Origin of the sequence: Achromobacter xylosoxidans, assembly GCF_001457475.1 — a bacterium.
GTDB lineage: Bacteria > Pseudomonadota > Gammaproteobacteria > Burkholderiales > Burkholderiaceae_B > Achromobacter > Achromobacter xylosoxidans.
On record NZ_LN831029.1, the window covers coordinates 1 to 16,803 of the forward strand.

The window sequence follows — 16,803 nt, forward strand, 5'->3', positions numbered from 1 at the left end:
ATGAAAGAATTCTGGCAGACCTGCGTCAGTCGTCTTGAGCAGGAACTCCCCCCCCAACAAATCAGCGCGTGGATACGACCGCTGGTCCCGCTTGCGTATGACGAGACGCAGGCGGTGCTGCGCGTTGCCGCCCCCAACCGGTTCAAGCTGGACTGGGTGCGCAAGAACTTCTCCCACCAGATCGAAGCGTTGGCCGCGGAGTGGTTCGAGCGTCCGGTACAGGTTTTGTTCGAATTGCCCACGCAAGGCACCACCCCGCGCATGCCGGTGGCGCCGGTGCGCGCGCAGCCGCCCGTGCAGACCGCGCCTTCGGCCGCCGCGCCCCTGGGCGGCGCGCCGCCACCCGGCATGCCGGCGCAGCCCGCCGCGCCCGCTCCCGTCGCGACCACCGCGGCGGCCGCGGCCGTGAACGCGGACGCCGCCAACATCGTGTACGAGCGCTCGCGCCTGAACACCGACCTGACGTTCGAGAACTTCGTGACGGGTAAGGCCAACCAGTTGGCGCGCGCCGCCGCGCTGCAGGTGGCCGAGAACCCGGGCACGTCGTACAACCCGCTGTTCCTGTACGGCGGCGTGGGCCTGGGCAAGACCCACCTGATCCACGCCATCGGCAACGCCATGGTGGCGGCGGGCACCGGGGTGCGCGTGCGCTACGTGCATGCCGACCAGTACGTGTCCGACGTGGTCAAGGCGTACCAGCGCAAGGCGTTCGATGACTTCAAGCGCTACTACCATTCGCTCGACCTGCTGCTGATCGACGATATCCAGTTCTTCTCCGGCAAGAACCGCACGCAGGAAGAATTCTTCTATGCGTTCGAAGCGATGGTGGCGCAGCGCAAGCAGATCATCATCACCAGCGATACCTATCCGAAGGAACTGTCGGGCATCGACAGCCGCCTGATCTCGCGCTTCGATTCCGGCCTGACGGTCGCGATCGAGCCGCCCGAACTCGAGATGCGCGTGGCGATCCTGCTGCGCAAGGCCGAGTCCGAAGGCGTGCCGATGCCCGAGGAAGTGGCGTTCTTCATCGCCAAGCACCTGCGCAGCAACGTGCGCGAACTCGAAGGCGCGTTGCGCAAGGTGCTGGCCTACGCCCGCTTCCACGGCCGCGACGTGCTCACCGTGGACGTCTGCAAGGAAGCCTTGAAGGATCTGCTGTCCGTGTCCAACGGCCAGATCACCGTCGAGAACATCCAGAAGACGGTGGCGGATTTCTACAAGATCAAGGTCGCCGACATGTATTCGAAACGCCGGCCGGCCAATATCGCTTTGCCGCGCCAGGTCGCCATGTACCTGGCCAAGGAGCTGACCCAGAAAAGCCTGCCGGAAATCGGCGATCTGTTCGGTGGCCGTGACCACACCACCGTGCTGCACGCCGTGCGCAAGATTTCCGACGCCCGCGCCAAGCAAGCGGAGCTCAACCATACCCTGCACGTGTTGGAACAAACTCTAAAAGGATGACCATGCAACTCGTACAAACCACACGCGATGCATTGCTGAAACCGCTGTCGACCGTGGCGGGCATCGTCGAAAGACGCCATACCCTGCCCATCCTGGCGAACATCCTGATGCGCAAGGAAGGCAACAAGGTCGCCTTCATTGCGACCGACCTCGAAGTGCAGATCACCACGCACGCCGATTTCGGCGTGGGTCACGACAACGAGTCCACCACGGTCGCGGCGCGCAAGCTGCTGGACATCCTGAAAGCCCTGCCGGACACCGGCGACGTGCGCCTGGCGCTGGCCAGCAACAAGCTGTCGGTGCAGTCGGCCAAGAGCCGCTTCGCGCTGCAGACGCTGGCCGCCAGCGAATTCCCCACCGTGGCCCAGCCCGAGCAGTGGGACGTGTCGCTGACCATGCCGCAACGCACGCTGCGCCACCTGTTCAACATGGTGCACTTCGCCATGGCGCAACAGGACATCCGCTACTACCTGAACGGCATGCTGCTGGTGTTCGAACCGGGCCGCGTGCGCGCGGTCGCCACCGACGGCCACCGCCTGGCGCACTGCTCCACCGAAGCCGACGGCATCAGCGAGCGCCACGAAGTGATCGTGCCGCGCAAGACCGTGCTGGAAATGCAGCGCCTTCTGGAAGACTCCGACGAACCCGTCTCGATCGACGTGGCGCCGGGCCAGATCCGTTTCCGCTTCGGCGACGTCGAGCTGGTGTCCAAGCTGGTCGAAGGCAAGTTCCCCGACTTCACCCGCGTCATCCCGACCAACTACACGCGCCACTTCCTGGTGGGCCGCGAAGCCTTGCAGGGCAGCCTGCAGCGCGCCGCCATCCTGACCACCGACAAGTTCAAGGGCGTGCGCCTGCAACTGGCGCAGAACCAGATGAAGATTTCTTCTTCCAACGCCGAGCAGGAAGAAGCGCAGGAAGAAATCGACATCGACTACGGCCACGAGCCGCTGGACGTGGGCTTCAACGTCGGCTACCTGCTCGACGTGCTGTCCAACGTCAAGGTGGACAACATCCAGTGGTCGGTCATGCCCGATGCCAACGCGTCGGCGCTCATCACCCTGCCCGAAGACGACCAGTTCAAGTACGTCGTCATGCCCATGCGGATCTGAGTCCGCGCAGCTGTGGGTTTGTGCCGCCCGCGGGCCCGATGGCCCGCCGGCGGTCCGGCCGCCAGGCCGTTCTTTAAAGCGTTATCGATACAGACATGTCAGATCAGCAGAACACCACTCCCGAGAACGGCGGCTACGGCGCCGACTCGATCAAGATGCTCAAGGGGCTGGAGGCCGTGCGCAAGCGCCCCGGCATGTACATCGGCGACACATCGGACGGCACCGGTCTGCACCACATGGTGTTCGAAGTCGTCGACAACGCCATTGACGAAGCGCTGGCCGGCTACTGCGACGACATCGTCGTCACGATCCACACCGACAACTCGATCTCGGTCACCGACAACGGCCGCGGCATTCCCACGGATATCCACAAGGACGACGAATTCCACCGCAGCGCGGCGGAAATCGTCATGACCGAACTGCACGCCGGCGGCAAGTTCGACCAGAACTCGTACAAGGTGTCCGGCGGCCTGCACGGCGTTGGCGTGTCGTGCGTGAACGCGCTGTCCGAGTGGCTGCGCCTGACCATCCGCCGCAACGGCGAAGTGCACCAGATGGAATTCCGCCAGGGCGAGCGCGTCGCGCCCCTGGCCGTGACCGGCACGACCGACAAGCGCGGCACCGAAGTGCGCTTCCTGGCCGACCCGATCATCTTCACCAACGTCGAATACCACTACGAGATCCTCTCCAAGCGCCTGCGCGAGCTCTCGTTCCTGAACAACGGCGTCAAGATCCGCCTGATCGACCAGCGCCAGGGCAAGGAAGAGAACTTCGCCTTCTCCGGCGGCGTGAAGGGCTTTGTCGAATACATCAACCGCGCCAAGACGGTGCTGCACCCGAACGTGTTCTCGGTCACCACCGAGTCCACCGCCGGCGGCGTGCCGGTGGGCGTGGAAGTGGCGATGCAGTGGAACGACAGCTACAGCGAAAGCGTGCTGTGCTTCACCAACAACATCCCGCAGCGCGACGGCGGCTCGCACCTGACCGGCCTGCGCGCGGCGATGACCCGCATCATCAACAAGTACATCACCGACAACGAACTGGCCAAGAAGGCCAAGGTCGAGACCTCCGGCGACGACATGCGCGAAGGCCTGGCCTGCGTGCTGTCGGTGAAGGTGCCCGAGCCCAAGTTCAGCAGCCAGACCAAGGACAAGCTGGTCTCGAGCGAAGTGCGTCCCGCGGTCGAAGAGGCCGTGGCCCGCACGCTGGAAACCTGGCTGCTGGAGCATCCGAACGACGCCAAGGCGCTGTGCGGCAAGATCGTCGAAGCCGCCCGCGCGCGCGAAGCCGCCCGCAAGGCGCGTGAAATGACGCGCCGCAAGAGCGTGCTGGAAGGCGCCGGCCTGCCCGGCAAGCTGGCCGACTGCCAGGAGAAGGACCCGGCGCTGTGCGAGCTGTACATCGTCGAGGGTGACTCCGCAGGCGGCTCGGCCAAGCAGGGCCGCGACCGCAAGTTCCAGGCCATCCTGCCGCTGCGCGGCAAGGTGCTGAACGTCGAGAAGGCGCGCTTTGACCGCCTTATCGCCAGCGAGCAGATCGCCACGCTGATCACCGCGCTGGGCACCAGCATCGGCCCGGATTTCAACGTCGACAAGCTGCGCTACCACCGCCTGATCATCATGACCGACGCGGACGTGGACGGCGCGCACATCCGCACGCTGCTGCTGACGCTGCTGTACCGCCAGATGCCCGAGCTGGTGCAGCGCGGTTATGTGTACATCGCCCAGCCGCCGCTGTACAAGGTCAAGGTCGGCCGCGAAGAGCGCTACCTGAAGGATGACCAGGAAGAAGCGCAGTTCATGCTGCAGCTGGCCCTGAAGGATGCCGAGATCATCGCTGGTGGCAACATCATCCGCGGCGATGAGCTCAACGAACTGGCGCGCCAGTACGTGGCCGCCGACGGCGTCATCGCGCGCCTGTCGCGCGTGTTCGACGTGGCCGCGCTGTCGGCCATGGCCGAGGGCGTCGAGATCAACCTGGACACGGCCGAGGCCGCCGCCGATTCGGCCAAGCGCCTGGCCGATGCCATGCGCGATCCGATCAGCGGCAACGGCGTGGAAGTGGTGCCCGAGTTCGACGCCGCCACCGAACGCCATCGCCTGTCGATCCAGCGCATGCACCACGGCAACGTGCGCGTCAGCATCATCGATGCCGACTTCATTGGCGGTTCGGATTACGCCATCCTGTCCAAGGCCGCCAAGAGCTTCTCCGGCAAGGTCGGCCCGCAGTCGCTGGTGGCGCGTGGCGAAGGCGACAAGCGCAAGGAACAGACCGTGTCCGACTTCCGCGAAGCCATGCAGTGGCTGCGTAGCGAAGCCGACCGCGGCATCTCCAAGCAGCGCTACAAGGGCCTGGGCGAAATGAACCCGGACCAGCTGTGGGAAACCACCATGGACCCGAAGGTGCGCCGCCTGCTGCGCGTGCAGATCGAGGACGCCATCGCGGCCGACGAGGTCTTCACCACGCTGATGGGCGACGACGTAGAGCCGCGCCGCAACTTCATCGAGGCGCATGCGCTGTCGGCGGGGAACATCGACGTCTGATCGCGCAGGTTCTCATTGACCTTGCAAGTATTCTCGCTGCTCGCAAGCATGAATGGAAACGCCCGGCATTGCCGGGCGTTTCCGCATCGGGCCGTGCGAGGGAGCCTGTCAGGCCACTTCCGTTTGGCGCCCAGGCCGTGGCAGGCAGGTGGACAGCGCGATCAGGCCGAGCGCCAGCACCGTGCCGCCGAGCACGCCAAAGCCGGTGCCGAAGGCTGCGCTGACACCCATAGCGACCAGTGCGGCGCTGCCGATCTGGCAGAATCCCACCAGTCCGGACGCGGTCGCCGCATGCCCATGCTCGCTGGCGATGGCGCCGGACACGGCCAGTGACAGTGACGAGCCATTGGCGAGACTGACCAGGCACATCGGCATCACTACCGCGGCCGCGCCATGGAGTCCCAATGCCATCACGGCCAGGAATGCCATTCCGCCAAGCACGAAGCACATAATGCCGGCGGCGAGGATGCGATCGTAGGGCCAGCGATCGAGCAGCCGCCTGGCCAGCAGGTTGGCACTGATGATGCCGGCCGTCAGCGGCAGGTACAGCCAACCGCTTTGCTCCTCGCTCAAGCCTTGGCGCGCGAAAAGAAACGGCGATTGGGTCAAGTAGACGAACCAGGCGCAATAGATCGCGCAGACCACCAAGGTATAGCGGCGAAAAGTGCGGTCGCGCAGAACATGGCTGAAGCCCGCAAAGGGAGAGGTCCGGGTGCGGGCGGCGACGGGGAGCGTTTCCGGTAGCAGCGTCATCACCATCAGCAACGCGACGACACCGAACGCGACGACGAAAAGGAAATCAGCCCGCCAGCCGAAAGCCGCGGCCAGGTGCCCGCCTAGGGCCGGCGCCAGCGCAGGCGACAGCGACACCAGAGGGTAGATGACCGCATAGACCTTGGCGCAGGCGCGCTTGTCGCAGGTGTCAGCGATCAGCGCGCGGCCAACGACAAGGCCCGCAGCCGCGCCGACCGCTTCCAGCATGCGCCAAGCCAGGAACCCGTTGTAGCTGTCGGAAAGGGCACAGCCCACCGACCCGACGATGTAGAGGCCGATGCCGGCTAGCAGCACGGGCCTGCGGCCATTGCGATCCGACAGCGGCCCGTAGGTCAATTGGGCAATTGCCAGAGCCAGCAGGTAGAACGAGATGGTCTGCGGCATCTGCCAGTCGGCGACGCCGAATTCCCTGGCCATGCTTGGCATGGCGGGCAGATAGACGTCCGACGCGATCAGCCCGAAGGCGTTCAGCATGGCGACGGTCAGAATGAACGATAAGCGAGGCATAGTGGTTCCCGGCAGCTAGGCGAGCTGGCTGCGCGTCAAGGTTCAGAAGAGGCGAGTTCCCATGCTACGGAGATGCCTTCCATGTGAAAATGCACAAAAAAGCAGCCCATGGCTGCGTATTTGCATACACATGCGACGAGGCCGGGATGAATTGGGACGACGTGCGGATATTTCTGGCGATTCAGCGCGCCGGCACCTTGCGCGGGGCGGCGCAGGAGCTGGCCATAGACCAGACCACGGTGAGCCGCCGCCTGACGGGGTTGGAGCGGGCGCTGGGCAGTCGACTGTTCTTGCGCACCACGGGGGGCTTGGCGCTGACGGACATCGGCCAGGACGTGCTGCACATGGCCGAGGACATGGAACGCATGGCGGTCTCCTTCGAGCGCCGCGGCGAAGGCGCCGATGCGCGCGTGGCCGGTGAGGTGCGTTTGACCACTACCGATGCGCTGGCGATGGACTTTGTGGTTCCTGCCATCGAAAACCTGCGTGCCAGCCATCCCGAACTGCGGGTGATCCTGAGCACGACGACGCGGTTGCTCGATCTGGCGCGGCGGGAGGCGGACATCGCCGTGCGTACCCTGCGGCCGGAGCAGCCGGATTTGATCGTTCGCCAACTCGGCTGCTGGGAAGTTGGCTTGTACGCGACCCGAGGCTATCTGGCGAAACATGGTGAACCGCAGCCCGGGCAAGGCCTCGCGAATCACGATATTGCGCTGTACCAGCAGGGGGTGACCGCCCGGCAGGACGACACGTTGGCGGGGGAATCAAGAGCGCAGGGGCGCGTGGTCGCCGAATTGGATTCGAGCCTGATGCTCGCGACTTTCGTGCGCGCCGGCTTGGCCATAGGTGAGTTACCTGAGTACGTGGCTCGGCGTGATTCCGCGCTGGTGCGGCTATGGCCGGAACGCCATCGGGCCAAGCCTTACGAGGCGTGGCTGGTGCTGCACCAAGATCTGGCGCGCACGGCCAGAGTCCGTGTCGTGGTGGAGGCAATCACGTCAGCTTTCGCCGATTGCGCGCCGGGCAGGGGCAAGGCTACGTAGTCGCTGCCATGCCCCTGCGGGCCTGCTCGCGCCAATGCCGCGGCGCGTTGCCTATCCCTGCACGTCGTTGGCCCAAGGTTCCGCCGTCAACCGTTCCGCCAGGTACTCGATCAGCGCCTGCACCCGCGCCGGCCGCCGGCGCCCCGGCGGCGTGACGATGTGCAGCGCGATCGGGTCGACCTGCCAGTCGTCCATGGCGGTTTCCAGCGCGCCCGATTGCAGGTCTTCCCAGGCCAGGAACTCCGGTTGCAGCGCCAGGCCCAGGCCGGCCTGCAGCGCGGGTGACAGGGCTTCGGCGTTGTTGACGTTCAACTGCACCGGCAACGACTGCGAGAACTCGCCGTGCTTGTCGTGGCGAAAGCGCCAGCTCGACCCGTTGCGCGCATACATGTATTGCAGCGCGGTGTGCTGGGCCAGGTCGCGCGGGTGCTTGGGCCGGCCGGCGCGCTTGAAGTAGCCGGGCGCGCCCACCAGCAGGATGCGCACCGAACACAGGCGCCGCGCCAGCAGCGTCGAGTCCACCAGATTGGAGATGCGCAGCGCCAGGTCGAAGCGTTCGGACACCAGGTCCGATTGCTTGTCGTTGAATTCGATCTCCAGGTCGACGTCGGGATGGGCCTGCATGAAGGGCGGCAGCATGGGCGCCAGGTGCGTGACGCCGAACGACATGGGCGCGGCCAGGCGGATCTTGCCGCGCAGGCTGGTGGACTTTTCCGTGACCTCGGCCTCGACCGCCTCGCCTTCTTCCAGGATGCGGGCGGCGCGCTCGAGCGCCGCGTAGCCGGATTCGGTCAGGGACATGCTGCGCGAGGTGCGGTGGAACAGCATGGTCTTCATCTTGGTTTCCAGACGCGTGATGGTCTTGGACACCGTGGCCTGGGACAGGGACAGTTCGGCCGCCGCCTTGGCGAACGAGCCCGTGTCGGCGACCTTGGCGAAGATCGCCCAGCCTTCCAGATCCGGCAGTTTGTTCATGATGATTCTCGCAAAGAAAGTGGCGTCGATGATAGCGGCTGGCTATGTGACGAACAAGAACGCCCGGGGAAGGCCGGGCCGGAAACAACCGGGTCATGGGGATCATGCAAAAAATGGAAAGGATGCAATTCCCCGTTGCGGATTCTCAGGCGAAGGGCGGATCCCTAATATGCCCATACCGACAGACGACGTGAACGAAACCCCTCAAGCGGCATTCGGACACGACGGCAGCGGGGCAGGCCGGAACGGTTTGCGCAGTGCCCGAATTCACCTAGCCGCATTTCCCTGAACGATTCCTTGAAAGAGAGAGCCACCATGTCCGCCAACAAATACCTCGAAGTCCTGACCCCGCAGAACAGCCAGATCATCTTCATCGACCAGCAGCCGCAGATGGCGTTTGGCGTGCAGTCGATCGACCGCCAGACGCTCAAGAACAACGTGGTGGGCCTGGCCAAGGCCGCGCGCACTTTCAACATCCCGACCACCATCACCACCGTCGAAACCGATGGCTTCTCGGGCAACACCTACCCCGAACTGTTGGCCGTGTTCCCCGAGAACAAGATCCTGGAGCGCACCTCGATGAACTCGTGGGACGACCAGAACGTGCGCGACGCGCTGGCCGCCAACGGCCGCAAGAAGATCGTGGTGGCGGGCCTGTGGACCGAAGTCTGCAACACCACCTTCGCCCTGTGCGCCATGCTGGAAGGCGACTACGAGATCTACATGGTGGCCGACGCCTCGGGCGGCACCTCGGCCGACGCGCACAAGTACGCGATGGACCGCATGATCCAGGCCGGCGTGGTGCCGGTGACCTGGCAGCAAGTAATGCTGGAATGGCAGCGCGATTGGGCTCGCCAGGAAACCTATGACGCCGTGACCGGCATCGCCAAGGAACACTCTGGCGCGTACGGCATGGGCATCGACTACGCCGTCACCCACGTGCACAAGCTGGCCGAGCGCGTGACGCACGGCGAACGCATCGGCCCCAACCCGGCCAAGTAAGCCGCGTGCCGGGCCGGCGGTGGCGCTGCCACGGCCGGCCCGGCCGTCATTTTCCGATCACGGCAGGCGGCATGCTGAACGCCCCTGGCGACCCCGAGCGATCCAGGAGCGTTCCATGCCGAACAACAACACCCGTTCTCCGGGCAGCGGCTTCGCGCCGCTGCGCCAACCCGTCTTTGCCGTGCTGTGGGCGGCCACCGTGCTGGGCAACGTCGGCAGCTTCATGCGCGATGTCGCCAGCTCGTGGCTGGTGACCGACCTGTCGGCCAGTCCGGCGGCGGTGGCGCTGATCCAGACAGCGGCGACGCTGCCCATCTTCCTGCTGGCGATTCCTGCCGGCGTGCTGTCGGACATCCTGGACCGCCGGCGTTTCCTGATTTTCGTGCAGTTGCTGTTGGCGTCGGTCAGCGGCACGTTGCTGCTGTTGTCGCACTTTGGCGCTTTGACGGTGGACTACCTGATCGCGCTGACGTTCGTCGGCGGCATCGGCGCGGCGCTGATGGGGCCGACCTGGCAATCGATCGTGCCCGAGCTGGTGCCGCGCGAGGACCTCAAGGGCGCGGTGGCGCTCAATTCCCTGGGCATCAATATCGCGCGCGCCATCGGCCCGGCGGCGGGCGGCCTGATCCTGGCCAGCTTCGGCGCGGCGGTGACCTACGGCATGGACGTCTTGAGCTATGTGTTCGTGATCGCGGCCCTGCTGTGGTGGAAGCGGCCGGCCAAGGTCGATAGCGCCCTGTCGGAGAACTTCTTCGGCGCGTTCCGTGCCGGCCTGCGCTACACGCGGGCCAGCAAGGAACTGCATCGCGTGCTGCTGCGCGCCGCCGTGTTCTTCCTGTTCGCCAGCGCGGTCTGGGCATTGCTGCCGCTGGTGGCGCGGCAGATGCTGGGCGGCTCTTCCGGCTTCTACGGCGTGCTGCTCGGCGCGGTGGGCGCAGGGGCCATCGTTGGCGCCCTGGTCATGCCGAAACTGGGCGCCAAGCTCAATGCGGACGGCCTGGTGCTGCTGGCCTCGGTGGTCAGCGCGGTGGTGATGGGCGTGCTGGTGTTCGCGCCGCCCAAGTGGCTGGCGGTGCTGATGCTGGTGCTGCTGGGCATGGGCTGGATCACCGCGTTGACGACGTTCAACGGCGTGGCCCAGGCGATCCTGCCGAACTGGGTGCGCGGCCGCGGCCTGGCGGTGTACCTGATGGTGTTCAACGGCGCGATGGCGGCCGGCAGCCTGGGCTGGGGCCTGGTGGCGCGGGAGATCGGCGTGCCGTATGCGCTGGTGGTCAGCGCGGTCGGCCTGGTGGCCGTGGCGCTGCTGTTCCACCGGGCGCGGCTGCCGGTGGGCGAGGCCGACCTGCAGGCGTCGAACCACTGGCCCGAGCCGCTGGTGTCCGCGCCGGTGGCCAATGACCGCGGTCCGGTGTTGATTCAGGTCGAGTATCGCGTTCGGCAGGAGGATCGTCCCGCCTTCCTGGAAGCGATGCAGCGCCTGTCGCAGGAGCGGCTGCGCGACGGCGCCTACGCCTGGGGCGTGGTTGAGCATACCGGCGATCCGGAGCGCGTGATGGAGTGGTTCTTCGTGGAGTCGTGGGCCGAGCATCTGCGCCAGCATCACCGCGTCTCGCATGCCGACGCCGACCTGCAGGCCGAGGCGCTGCGCTTCCATATCGGCCCGGACAAGCCCGAAGTGCATCACTTCCTGGCGTTGAAGCGCTGACCGCACTGACGATTCGATAACCCGACCTGGAGTCTGCCCATGATCGAGCGCCGTCCCCTTACCACCCTGGGCCATGCCCGCCGCGGCTGGCTCGACGTGAAGCATCATTTCTCGTTCGCCAATTACCAGGATCCCGAGCGCATGCGCTGGGGCGCGTTGCGGGCCTGGAACGACGAGACCATCGCGCCGGGCGCGGGCTTTCCGCCGCTGCTGCATACCGATGTGGAAATCATTACCTGCGTGCGCGAAGGCGCGCTGACGCACGAGGATGACCTGGGCAACCGCGGCCGCACGCGCGCCGGCGACGTGCAGGTCATGAGCGCGGGCAAGGGCTTGACGCACGCGGAATTCAATATGGAAGGCGGGCCCGCACGGGTGTTCCAGATCTGGCTGGAGCCGGACCGCCGCGGCGTGCCGCCCAGCTGGGGCCGCAAGTCGTTCGCGCGCGAGGCCTGCAACGGCCGGTTCATCACGCTGGCCAGTGGCATCGAGGGCGACGACGACGCCCTGCCGATCCGCAGCGACGCGCGCGTGCTGGCGGTGGCGCTCAAGGCCGGCGAAGCCGCCACCTACCGCTTTGCGCGCGGGCGGCGCCGTGGCTATCTGGTGTCGTCCAAGGGACGCCTGACCGTCAACGAGGTCGAGATCGGCAGTGGCGACGGCGCCGCCATCCTGGACGAAACCGACCTGCGCATCACCGCGCTGGACGATGCCGAGGTGTTGTTGGCCGATACCCATGCATGACCCCATCACACACGAGGACGCACATGAAGATCTATCTACTTTCCCTGGGCGCCGGCCTGCTGGTCGGCGTGGTGTACAGCCTGCTGCAGGTGCGTTCGCCCGCGCCGCCGCTGGTGGCGCTGATCGGCCTGCTCGGCATCCTGGTCGGCGAACAGATCGTGCCGGTGGGCAAGCAACTGCTGAACGGCACCGCCTTCGCCGCCGCCTGCGACAAGGAGAAGGCGGTCAGCCACGTGTTCGGCCAGCTGCCCGGCCGCCAGGCGCAGGACAAAGACCAAAGCTGATTCCTTCCCGTCACCAAAGGAGATAATCGCATGCCGACTCGCCGCGACCTTATCGGTGCTGCCTCCACGCTTGCACTGAGCAGCCTCTTGGGCGGATGCGCCCCTGCCCGTTCCAAAGGAGAACCCCCCATGTCAAACGCCTCAAACACCACGCCCGACATCATTTTCCACAATGGCCGCATCACGACCCTGGACCGCGCCAAGCCGCTGGCCAGCGCCGTGGCGATCAAAGACGGCCGCTTCGTCGCGGTCGGCACCGACGCCGAGGTCATGGCGCTGGCCGGGCCGGCCACCCGGCGCGTCGATCTCAAGCAGCGCGGCGCCCTGCCCGGCCTGTTCGACAACCACACGCACGTGGTGCGCGGCGGCCTGAACTACAACATGGAACTGCGCTGGGACGGCGTGCGCTCGCTGGCCGACGCCATGGCGATGCTCAAGCGCCAGGTCGCCATCACGCCGGCGCCGCAATGGGTGCGGGTGGTGGGCGGGTTCACCGAGCACCAGTTCGCCGAGAAGCGCCTGCCGACGATCGAGGAGATCAACGCCATCGCGCCCGACACGCCGGTGTTCCTGCTGCACCTGTACGACCGTGCCCTGCTCAACGGCGCCGCGCTGCGCGCGGTGGGGTACACCAAGACCACGCCCAACCCGCCGGGCGGCGAGATCATCCGCGACGCGCAGGGCAACCCGACCGGGCTGCTGCTGGCCAAGCCGAATGCGACCATCCTGTACGCCACGCTGGCCAAGGGCCCCAAACTGCCGTTCGACTACCAGGTCAATTCCACGCGCCATTTCATGCGCGAGCTGAACCGCCTGGGCGTGACCGGCGTGATCGACGCGGGGGGCGGTTTCCAGAACTACCCTGACGACTATGCCGTGATCCAGAAGCTGGCCGACGAAGGCCAGATGACGGTGCGGCTGGCCTACAACCTGTTCACGCAGAAACCCAAGCAGGAGAAGGAAGACTTCCTCAAGTGGACCTCGAGCGTGAAGTACAAGCAGGGCACCGACTACTTCCGCCACAACGGCGCCGGCGAAATGCTGGTGTTCTCGGCCGCCGACTTCGAGGACTTCCGCGTCGAACGCCCGGACATGCCGCCGGAGATGGAAGGCGAGCTGGAGGAAGTGGTGCGCGTGCTGGTGCAGAACAAGTGGCCGTGGCGGCTGCATGCCACCTATGACGAGACCATTTCGCGCGCGCTGGATGTGTTCGAGAAGGTCAACCAGGACACGCCGCTGACCGGCCTGAACTGGTTCTTCGACCATGCGGAGACGATCTCGGACAAGTCGATCGACCGCATCGCCGCGCTGGGCGGCGGCATCGCCGTGCAGCACCGCATGGCCTACCAGGGCGAGTACTTCATCGAGCGCTACGGCGCGGCCGCGGCCGAGGCCACGCCCCCCATCGCCAAGATGCTGGATCGCGGCGTGAAGGTCTCGGCCGGCACCGACGCCACCCGGGTCGCCTCCTACAACCCGTGGGTGTCACTGTCGTGGATGGTGACCGGCAAGACCGTGGGCGGCACCCGCCTCTATCCGGCGCGCAACTGCCTGGACCGCGAGACCGCGCTGCGCATGTGGACCGAGAACGTGGCCTGGTTCGCCAACGAGGAAGGCAAGCGTGGCCGCATCCAGCTGGGCCAGTTGGCCGATTTCATCGTGCCGAGCAAGGACTATTTCCGTTGCAGCGAGGATGAGATCTCGTTCCTGACGTCGGAGCTGACCGTGGTCGGCGGCCGCGTGGTCTACGGCGCGGGCGAATTCGGGCCGCTCGATGACAACCCGCTGCCGCCCGCCATGCCGGACTGGTCGCCCACGCGCCTGTTCGGCGGCTATGCCTGGGGCGATCCCGACGGCGCCGGCCGCAATTCGCTGGGCTACCGCAACATGGCGGCCTGCGCTTGCGCCAGCAGCTGCGGGCTGCATGGGCATGACCACGCCAAGGCCTGGGCCTCGAACGCGCCCAGTTCCGACCTGCAGGGCTTTTTCGGCGCCCTGGGTTGTTCCTGCTGGGCAGTCTGAGGAGGCCGGCCATGAACGCGACCTTCCAATGGGAACAGCGGCTGGCCGGCCTGGCCCGGCCGTTGTTCGGTTCCCCCGCCGTGCGGTTCCTGGCCTACCTGGGCCTGTGCGCCGCCTATCTACAGGGCGGGCTGGTCAAGCTGACCGACTTTCCCGGCGCGCTGGCGGAGATGGCGCATTTTGGGCTGGCGCCGGGGCCGGTGTTCGCGGTGTTGGTGATCGTATTGGAACTGCTGGCATCCGCCATGATCCTGGTGGGGCGGTTGCGCTGGCTGGGGGCGCTGGCGCTGGCCGCCTTCACGCTGGTGGCCACGGGCATTGCGCTGCGTTATTGGGAAATGGCGCCCGGGCAGGAGCGCTTCATGGCCGCCAATGCGTTCTATGAGCATCTGGGGCTGGCGGGGGGATTGCTGCTGGTGGCGTGGCTGGATTTGCGCGAGCCGCGCCCGGACGGCGCGACCGCCTGACGGCGGGCCGCCGCAGGCAAAAAAAGGCCCCGATTCCGGGGCCTTGTCGTTTCCGGGCGACGGGGCCGCTGCCCTCATCGCCCCGGCCGCGCCTTCAGGTCCGCCATTTCCTCCTGCATCAACTGGTGCGCATAGCGCGAGAACACGCTCACCAGCCGGGTGCGGGTATGGTACGGCGGGTACAGCAGCGCCACCGTGACCGGCACCGCCGGGCTGAAGGGGCGGACCTCGACGCCGTTGGCCTCGTATTCCTCGCGCGCGGCCAGCGGATTGATCAGCGCCACGCCCAGGCCGGCGCCGACCAGCGCACAGACGGATGAACCCAGGCCGGCCTCGGCCACCGTCTGGCGCTCGACCTTGGCGGCCTTGAAGACCGCGTCGATCTTTTCGCGCAGCGGCGTGGCGCTGGGGAAGGCGATGAAGGGTTCGCCGGCAAAGTCGGCGGGCTTGAGCTTTTTCAGCTTGGTCAGCCGGTGGCCCTTGGGCAGCACCGCCACGCAGTTCATGGTCAGCACCGGCTCGACCTGGATGCCCGGGCTGTCGCCCGACAGCATGGCCAGGCCGGTGTCGCAGAAGCCCGAGCTGATCCAGTTGTGCACGGCGCTGGCGTTGCCGGAATGGATCGAGACCATGACGTCCGGGTATTCGGTCTTGAACGCGGCCACGATGCGCGCCAGCAGGCCGCCGGCCAGGCGCGGCATGGCCGCCACGCTCAGGCGGCTGGCACTGAACGAGCGGATGCTGGCCGCCGCCGATTCCAGGCCGGCCAGGCCGATGAAGGTTTTTTCAACCTCTTGAAAGAAGCGCGACCCATCCTGCGTGGGGGTCAGGCGGCTGCCATTGCGATCGAACAGGGGAAACTGGGTGATTGCTTCCAATTGCGCGATTAAGCGGCTAACGTGCGGCTGCGAGGTATGCACTCGGCGCGCCGCCGCCGTCATGGATCCGGTCATCATGACGGCCCGGAAAGCCTCGATGTGTCGCAAGCCCATTCGTGTAATGGCCATATCAAATCCGTATAGAGGAATACCCGATTGGAACTGGATAAAACCATAACGCTAGTTGATACTTTTTGCCAGCCGCGGGGCTCATCGCGGGACGCGGCGGGCCGCCTGCAATCCGGCACCGCTGTTCGTGAACATAAACACGCGCCGCACGATCGGCGCCAAGGGAATACGATGAAAGCACTTGCCGCGATTTCGGTCGCCGCCGCCCTGTTCGGCAGCGCCGCCGCCCACGCCGAAGGCCCCAGCCGCCTGGACAAGATCCGCGATACCGGCGTGATCACCATCGGCCATCCCGAGACCTCGGTGCCGTTCGCCTACCTGGACGGCAACCAGAAGCCGATCGGCTACACCGTCGAGATCTGCCAGGAAATCGCCCAGCACATCAAGACCGCCCTCAAGCTGCCCAAGCTGGACGTGCGCTACAACCCGACCACGTCGGCCACGCGCATCCCGCTGCTGGCCAACGGCACCATCGACCTGGAGTGCGGCAACACCACCAACAACCTGGAACGCCACAAGCTGGTGTCGTTCGCGCCCACCACGTTCGTGGCGCAGGTGGTGCTGGTGGCGCGCAAGGACGGTGGCGTCGATCCCAACAACCTGGCGTCGTTCCGTGGCAAGACCATCGCCGCGCAGGCCGGCGGCCAGACCTTCAAGCTGATTTCGCGCCTGAACGCCGAGGGCAACCTGGGCATCAGCATGGCGCCCACCAAGGATACGGCGGAAACGCTGCTGATGGTGGAATCGGGCCGCGCCGCCGGTTCGGCCAATGACGACGGCATCGCCTATGGCGTGGTGGCCTCGTCCAAGAACCCGGACGTGTTCGTGATCGGCACCAAGGGCCTGGAGCTGGCGCCCTACGGCATCATGCAGCCCAAGGACGACCCGGCCTTCAAGAAGGTGGTGGACGACGCCGTGCTCGACATGATGAAGAGTGGCCGCGTCGCCGCGATCTACGACAAGTACTTCAATTCTCCGATCCCGCCCAAGCAGATCAACCTGAAGTACCCGATGAGCGACGCGCTCAAGCGCGCGCTGGCGCATCCAACCGACTCCGGCGATCCCAAGGCCTACGAGTAAGCCGGCATGCCGCGGCGCTCCATGACGGGGCCGCCGCGGGGCCGCGCGATCCAGGGCGCCGCCCGCCGGCGCCT

Annotated in this window: 14 protein-coding genes; 11 read left to right on the plus strand and 3 right to left on the minus strand. The window is 66.2% G+C overall.

Annotated elements, in window-relative coordinates; genetic code table 11:
• The 3 genes from dnaA (at window position 1) to gyrB (ending at window position 5,116) form a co-directional block, all read left to right on the plus strand.
• Window positions 1-1,461: a chromosomal replication initiator protein DnaA gene (gene dnaA, locus AT699_RS00005; RefSeq protein WP_024067305.1), complete on the plus strand. Its 1,461-nt coding sequence runs from the start codon at window positions 1-3 to the stop codon at window positions 1,459-1,461.
• A 2-nt stretch (window positions 1,462-1,463) separates the two neighbouring features.
• Window positions 1,464-2,573, plus strand: a complete 1,110-nt coding sequence (gene dnaN / locus AT699_RS00010; RefSeq protein WP_024067306.1) for a DNA polymerase III subunit beta — start codon at window positions 1,464-1,466, stop codon at window positions 2,571-2,573.
• Between the two features lie 95 nt (window positions 2,574-2,668).
• The gene (gyrB, locus tag AT699_RS00015; protein WP_006389534.1) at window positions 2,669-5,116 is read left to right on the plus strand and encodes a DNA topoisomerase (ATP-hydrolyzing) subunit B; all 2,448 of its coding nucleotides are present in this window, start codon (window positions 2,669-2,671) and stop codon (window positions 5,114-5,116) included.
• A gap of 108 nt (window positions 5,117-5,224) precedes the next feature.
• On the opposite strand, the gene AT699_RS00020 is transcribed toward gyrB, so the two are convergent.
• A complete protein-coding gene (locus tag AT699_RS00020) occupies window positions 5,225-6,364 on the minus strand; it encodes a multidrug effflux MFS transporter (protein WP_232254249.1) in 1,140 nt (379 codons plus the stop codon).
• A 179-nt stretch (window positions 6,365-6,543) separates the two neighbouring features.
• Here AT699_RS00020 and AT699_RS00025 point away from each other — a divergent pair, with 179 nt between their 5' ends.
• A complete protein-coding gene (locus tag AT699_RS00025) occupies window positions 6,544-7,440 on the plus strand; it encodes a LysR family transcriptional regulator (RefSeq protein ID WP_024067308.1) in 897 nt (298 codons plus the stop codon).
• A 51-nt stretch (window positions 7,441-7,491) separates the two neighbouring features.
• Here AT699_RS00025 and AT699_RS00030 read toward each other — a convergent pair whose 3' ends face one another.
• Window positions 7,492-8,415, minus strand: a complete 924-nt coding sequence (locus AT699_RS00030; protein ID WP_024067309.1) for a LysR family transcriptional regulator — start codon at window positions 8,413-8,415, stop codon at window positions 7,492-7,494.
• Window positions 8,416-8,730: 315 nt separating this feature from the next.
• Between AT699_RS00030 and AT699_RS00035 the strand changes: the two genes are divergently transcribed.
• From AT699_RS00035 to AT699_RS00060, 6 genes are all read left to right on the plus strand, one after another.
• On the plus strand, window positions 8,731-9,417 hold the full coding sequence (locus tag AT699_RS00035; protein WP_006389532.1) for a hydrolase: 687 nt from the start codon (window positions 8,731-8,733) through the stop codon (window positions 9,415-9,417).
• A 115-nt stretch (window positions 9,418-9,532) separates the two neighbouring features.
• On the plus strand, window positions 9,533-11,125 hold the full coding sequence (locus AT699_RS00040; RefSeq protein WP_006389531.1) for an MFS transporter: 1,593 nt from the start codon (window positions 9,533-9,535) through the stop codon (window positions 11,123-11,125).
• Between the two features lie 39 nt (window positions 11,126-11,164).
• The gene (locus AT699_RS00045) at window positions 11,165-11,869 is read left to right on the plus strand and encodes a pirin family protein (protein ID WP_024067310.1); all 705 of its coding nucleotides are present in this window, start codon (window positions 11,165-11,167) and stop codon (window positions 11,867-11,869) included.
• 23 nt (window positions 11,870-11,892) lie between these two features.
• Entirely contained in the window at window positions 11,893-12,153 is a 261-nt protein-coding gene (locus AT699_RS00050) for a XapX domain-containing protein (protein WP_006389529.1), read from the plus strand.
• Window positions 12,154-12,282: 129 nt separating this feature from the next.
• Window positions 12,283-14,175 (plus strand): amidohydrolase, encoded by a 1,893-nt coding sequence (locus tag AT699_RS00055; RefSeq protein WP_024067311.1) that lies wholly within the window; start codon window positions 12,283-12,285, stop codon window positions 14,173-14,175.
• Between the two features lie 11 nt (window positions 14,176-14,186).
• Entirely contained in the window at window positions 14,187-14,642 is a 456-nt protein-coding gene (locus AT699_RS00060) for a DoxX family protein (protein WP_006389527.1), read from the plus strand.
• A 74-nt stretch (window positions 14,643-14,716) separates the two neighbouring features.
• Here the strand turns inward: AT699_RS00060 and AT699_RS00065 are convergent, their stop codons facing one another.
• Window positions 14,717-15,649 (minus strand): LysR substrate-binding domain-containing protein, encoded by a 933-nt coding sequence (locus tag AT699_RS00065; RefSeq protein ID WP_006389526.1) that lies wholly within the window; start codon window positions 15,647-15,649, stop codon window positions 14,717-14,719.
• A gap of 171 nt (window positions 15,650-15,820) precedes the next feature.
• Between AT699_RS00065 and AT699_RS00070 the strand changes: the two genes are divergently transcribed.
• A complete protein-coding gene (locus AT699_RS00070; RefSeq protein WP_006389525.1) occupies window positions 15,821-16,729 on the plus strand; it encodes an amino acid ABC transporter substrate-binding protein in 909 nt (302 codons plus the stop codon).
• Window positions 16,730-16,803: the final 74 nt, after the last annotated feature.

Excerpts from the sequence above, each read along its gene's own strand:
- dnaA (WP_024067305.1), top strand. The coding sequence starts at position 1 with ATGAAAGAATTCTGGCAGACCTGCGTCAGTCGTCTTGAGCAGGAACTC.
- dnaN (WP_024067306.1), top strand. The coding sequence starts at position 1,464 with ATGCAACTCGTACAAACCACACGCGATGCATTGCTGAAACCGCTGTCG.
- gyrB (WP_006389534.1), top strand. The coding sequence starts at position 2,669 with ATGTCAGATCAGCAGAACACCACTCCCGAGAACGGCGGCTACGGCGCC.
- AT699_RS00020 (WP_232254249.1), bottom strand. The coding sequence starts at position 6,364 with ATGCTGAACGCCTTCGGGCTGATCGCGTCGGACGTCTATCTGCCCGCC.
- AT699_RS00025 (WP_024067308.1), top strand. The coding sequence starts at position 6,544 with ATGAATTGGGACGACGTGCGGATATTTCTGGCGATTCAGCGCGCCGGC.
- AT699_RS00030 (WP_024067309.1), bottom strand. The coding sequence starts at position 8,415 with ATGAACAAACTGCCGGATCTGGAAGGCTGGGCGATCTTCGCCAAGGTC.
- AT699_RS00035 (WP_006389532.1), top strand. The coding sequence starts at position 8,731 with ATGTCCGCCAACAAATACCTCGAAGTCCTGACCCCGCAGAACAGCCAG.
- AT699_RS00040 (WP_006389531.1), top strand. The coding sequence starts at position 9,533 with ATGCCGAACAACAACACCCGTTCTCCGGGCAGCGGCTTCGCGCCGCTG.
- AT699_RS00045 (WP_024067310.1), top strand. The coding sequence starts at position 11,165 with ATGATCGAGCGCCGTCCCCTTACCACCCTGGGCCATGCCCGCCGCGGC.
- AT699_RS00050 (WP_006389529.1), top strand. The coding sequence starts at position 11,893 with ATGAAGATCTATCTACTTTCCCTGGGCGCCGGCCTGCTGGTCGGCGTG.
- AT699_RS00055 (WP_024067311.1), top strand. The coding sequence starts at position 12,283 with ATGTCAAACGCCTCAAACACCACGCCCGACATCATTTTCCACAATGGC.
- AT699_RS00060 (WP_006389527.1), top strand. The coding sequence starts at position 14,187 with ATGAACGCGACCTTCCAATGGGAACAGCGGCTGGCCGGCCTGGCCCGG.
- AT699_RS00065 (WP_006389526.1), bottom strand. The coding sequence starts at position 15,649 with ATGGCCATTACACGAATGGGCTTGCGACACATCGAGGCTTTCCGGGCC.
- AT699_RS00070 (WP_006389525.1), top strand. The coding sequence starts at position 15,821 with ATGAAAGCACTTGCCGCGATTTCGGTCGCCGCCGCCCTGTTCGGCAGC.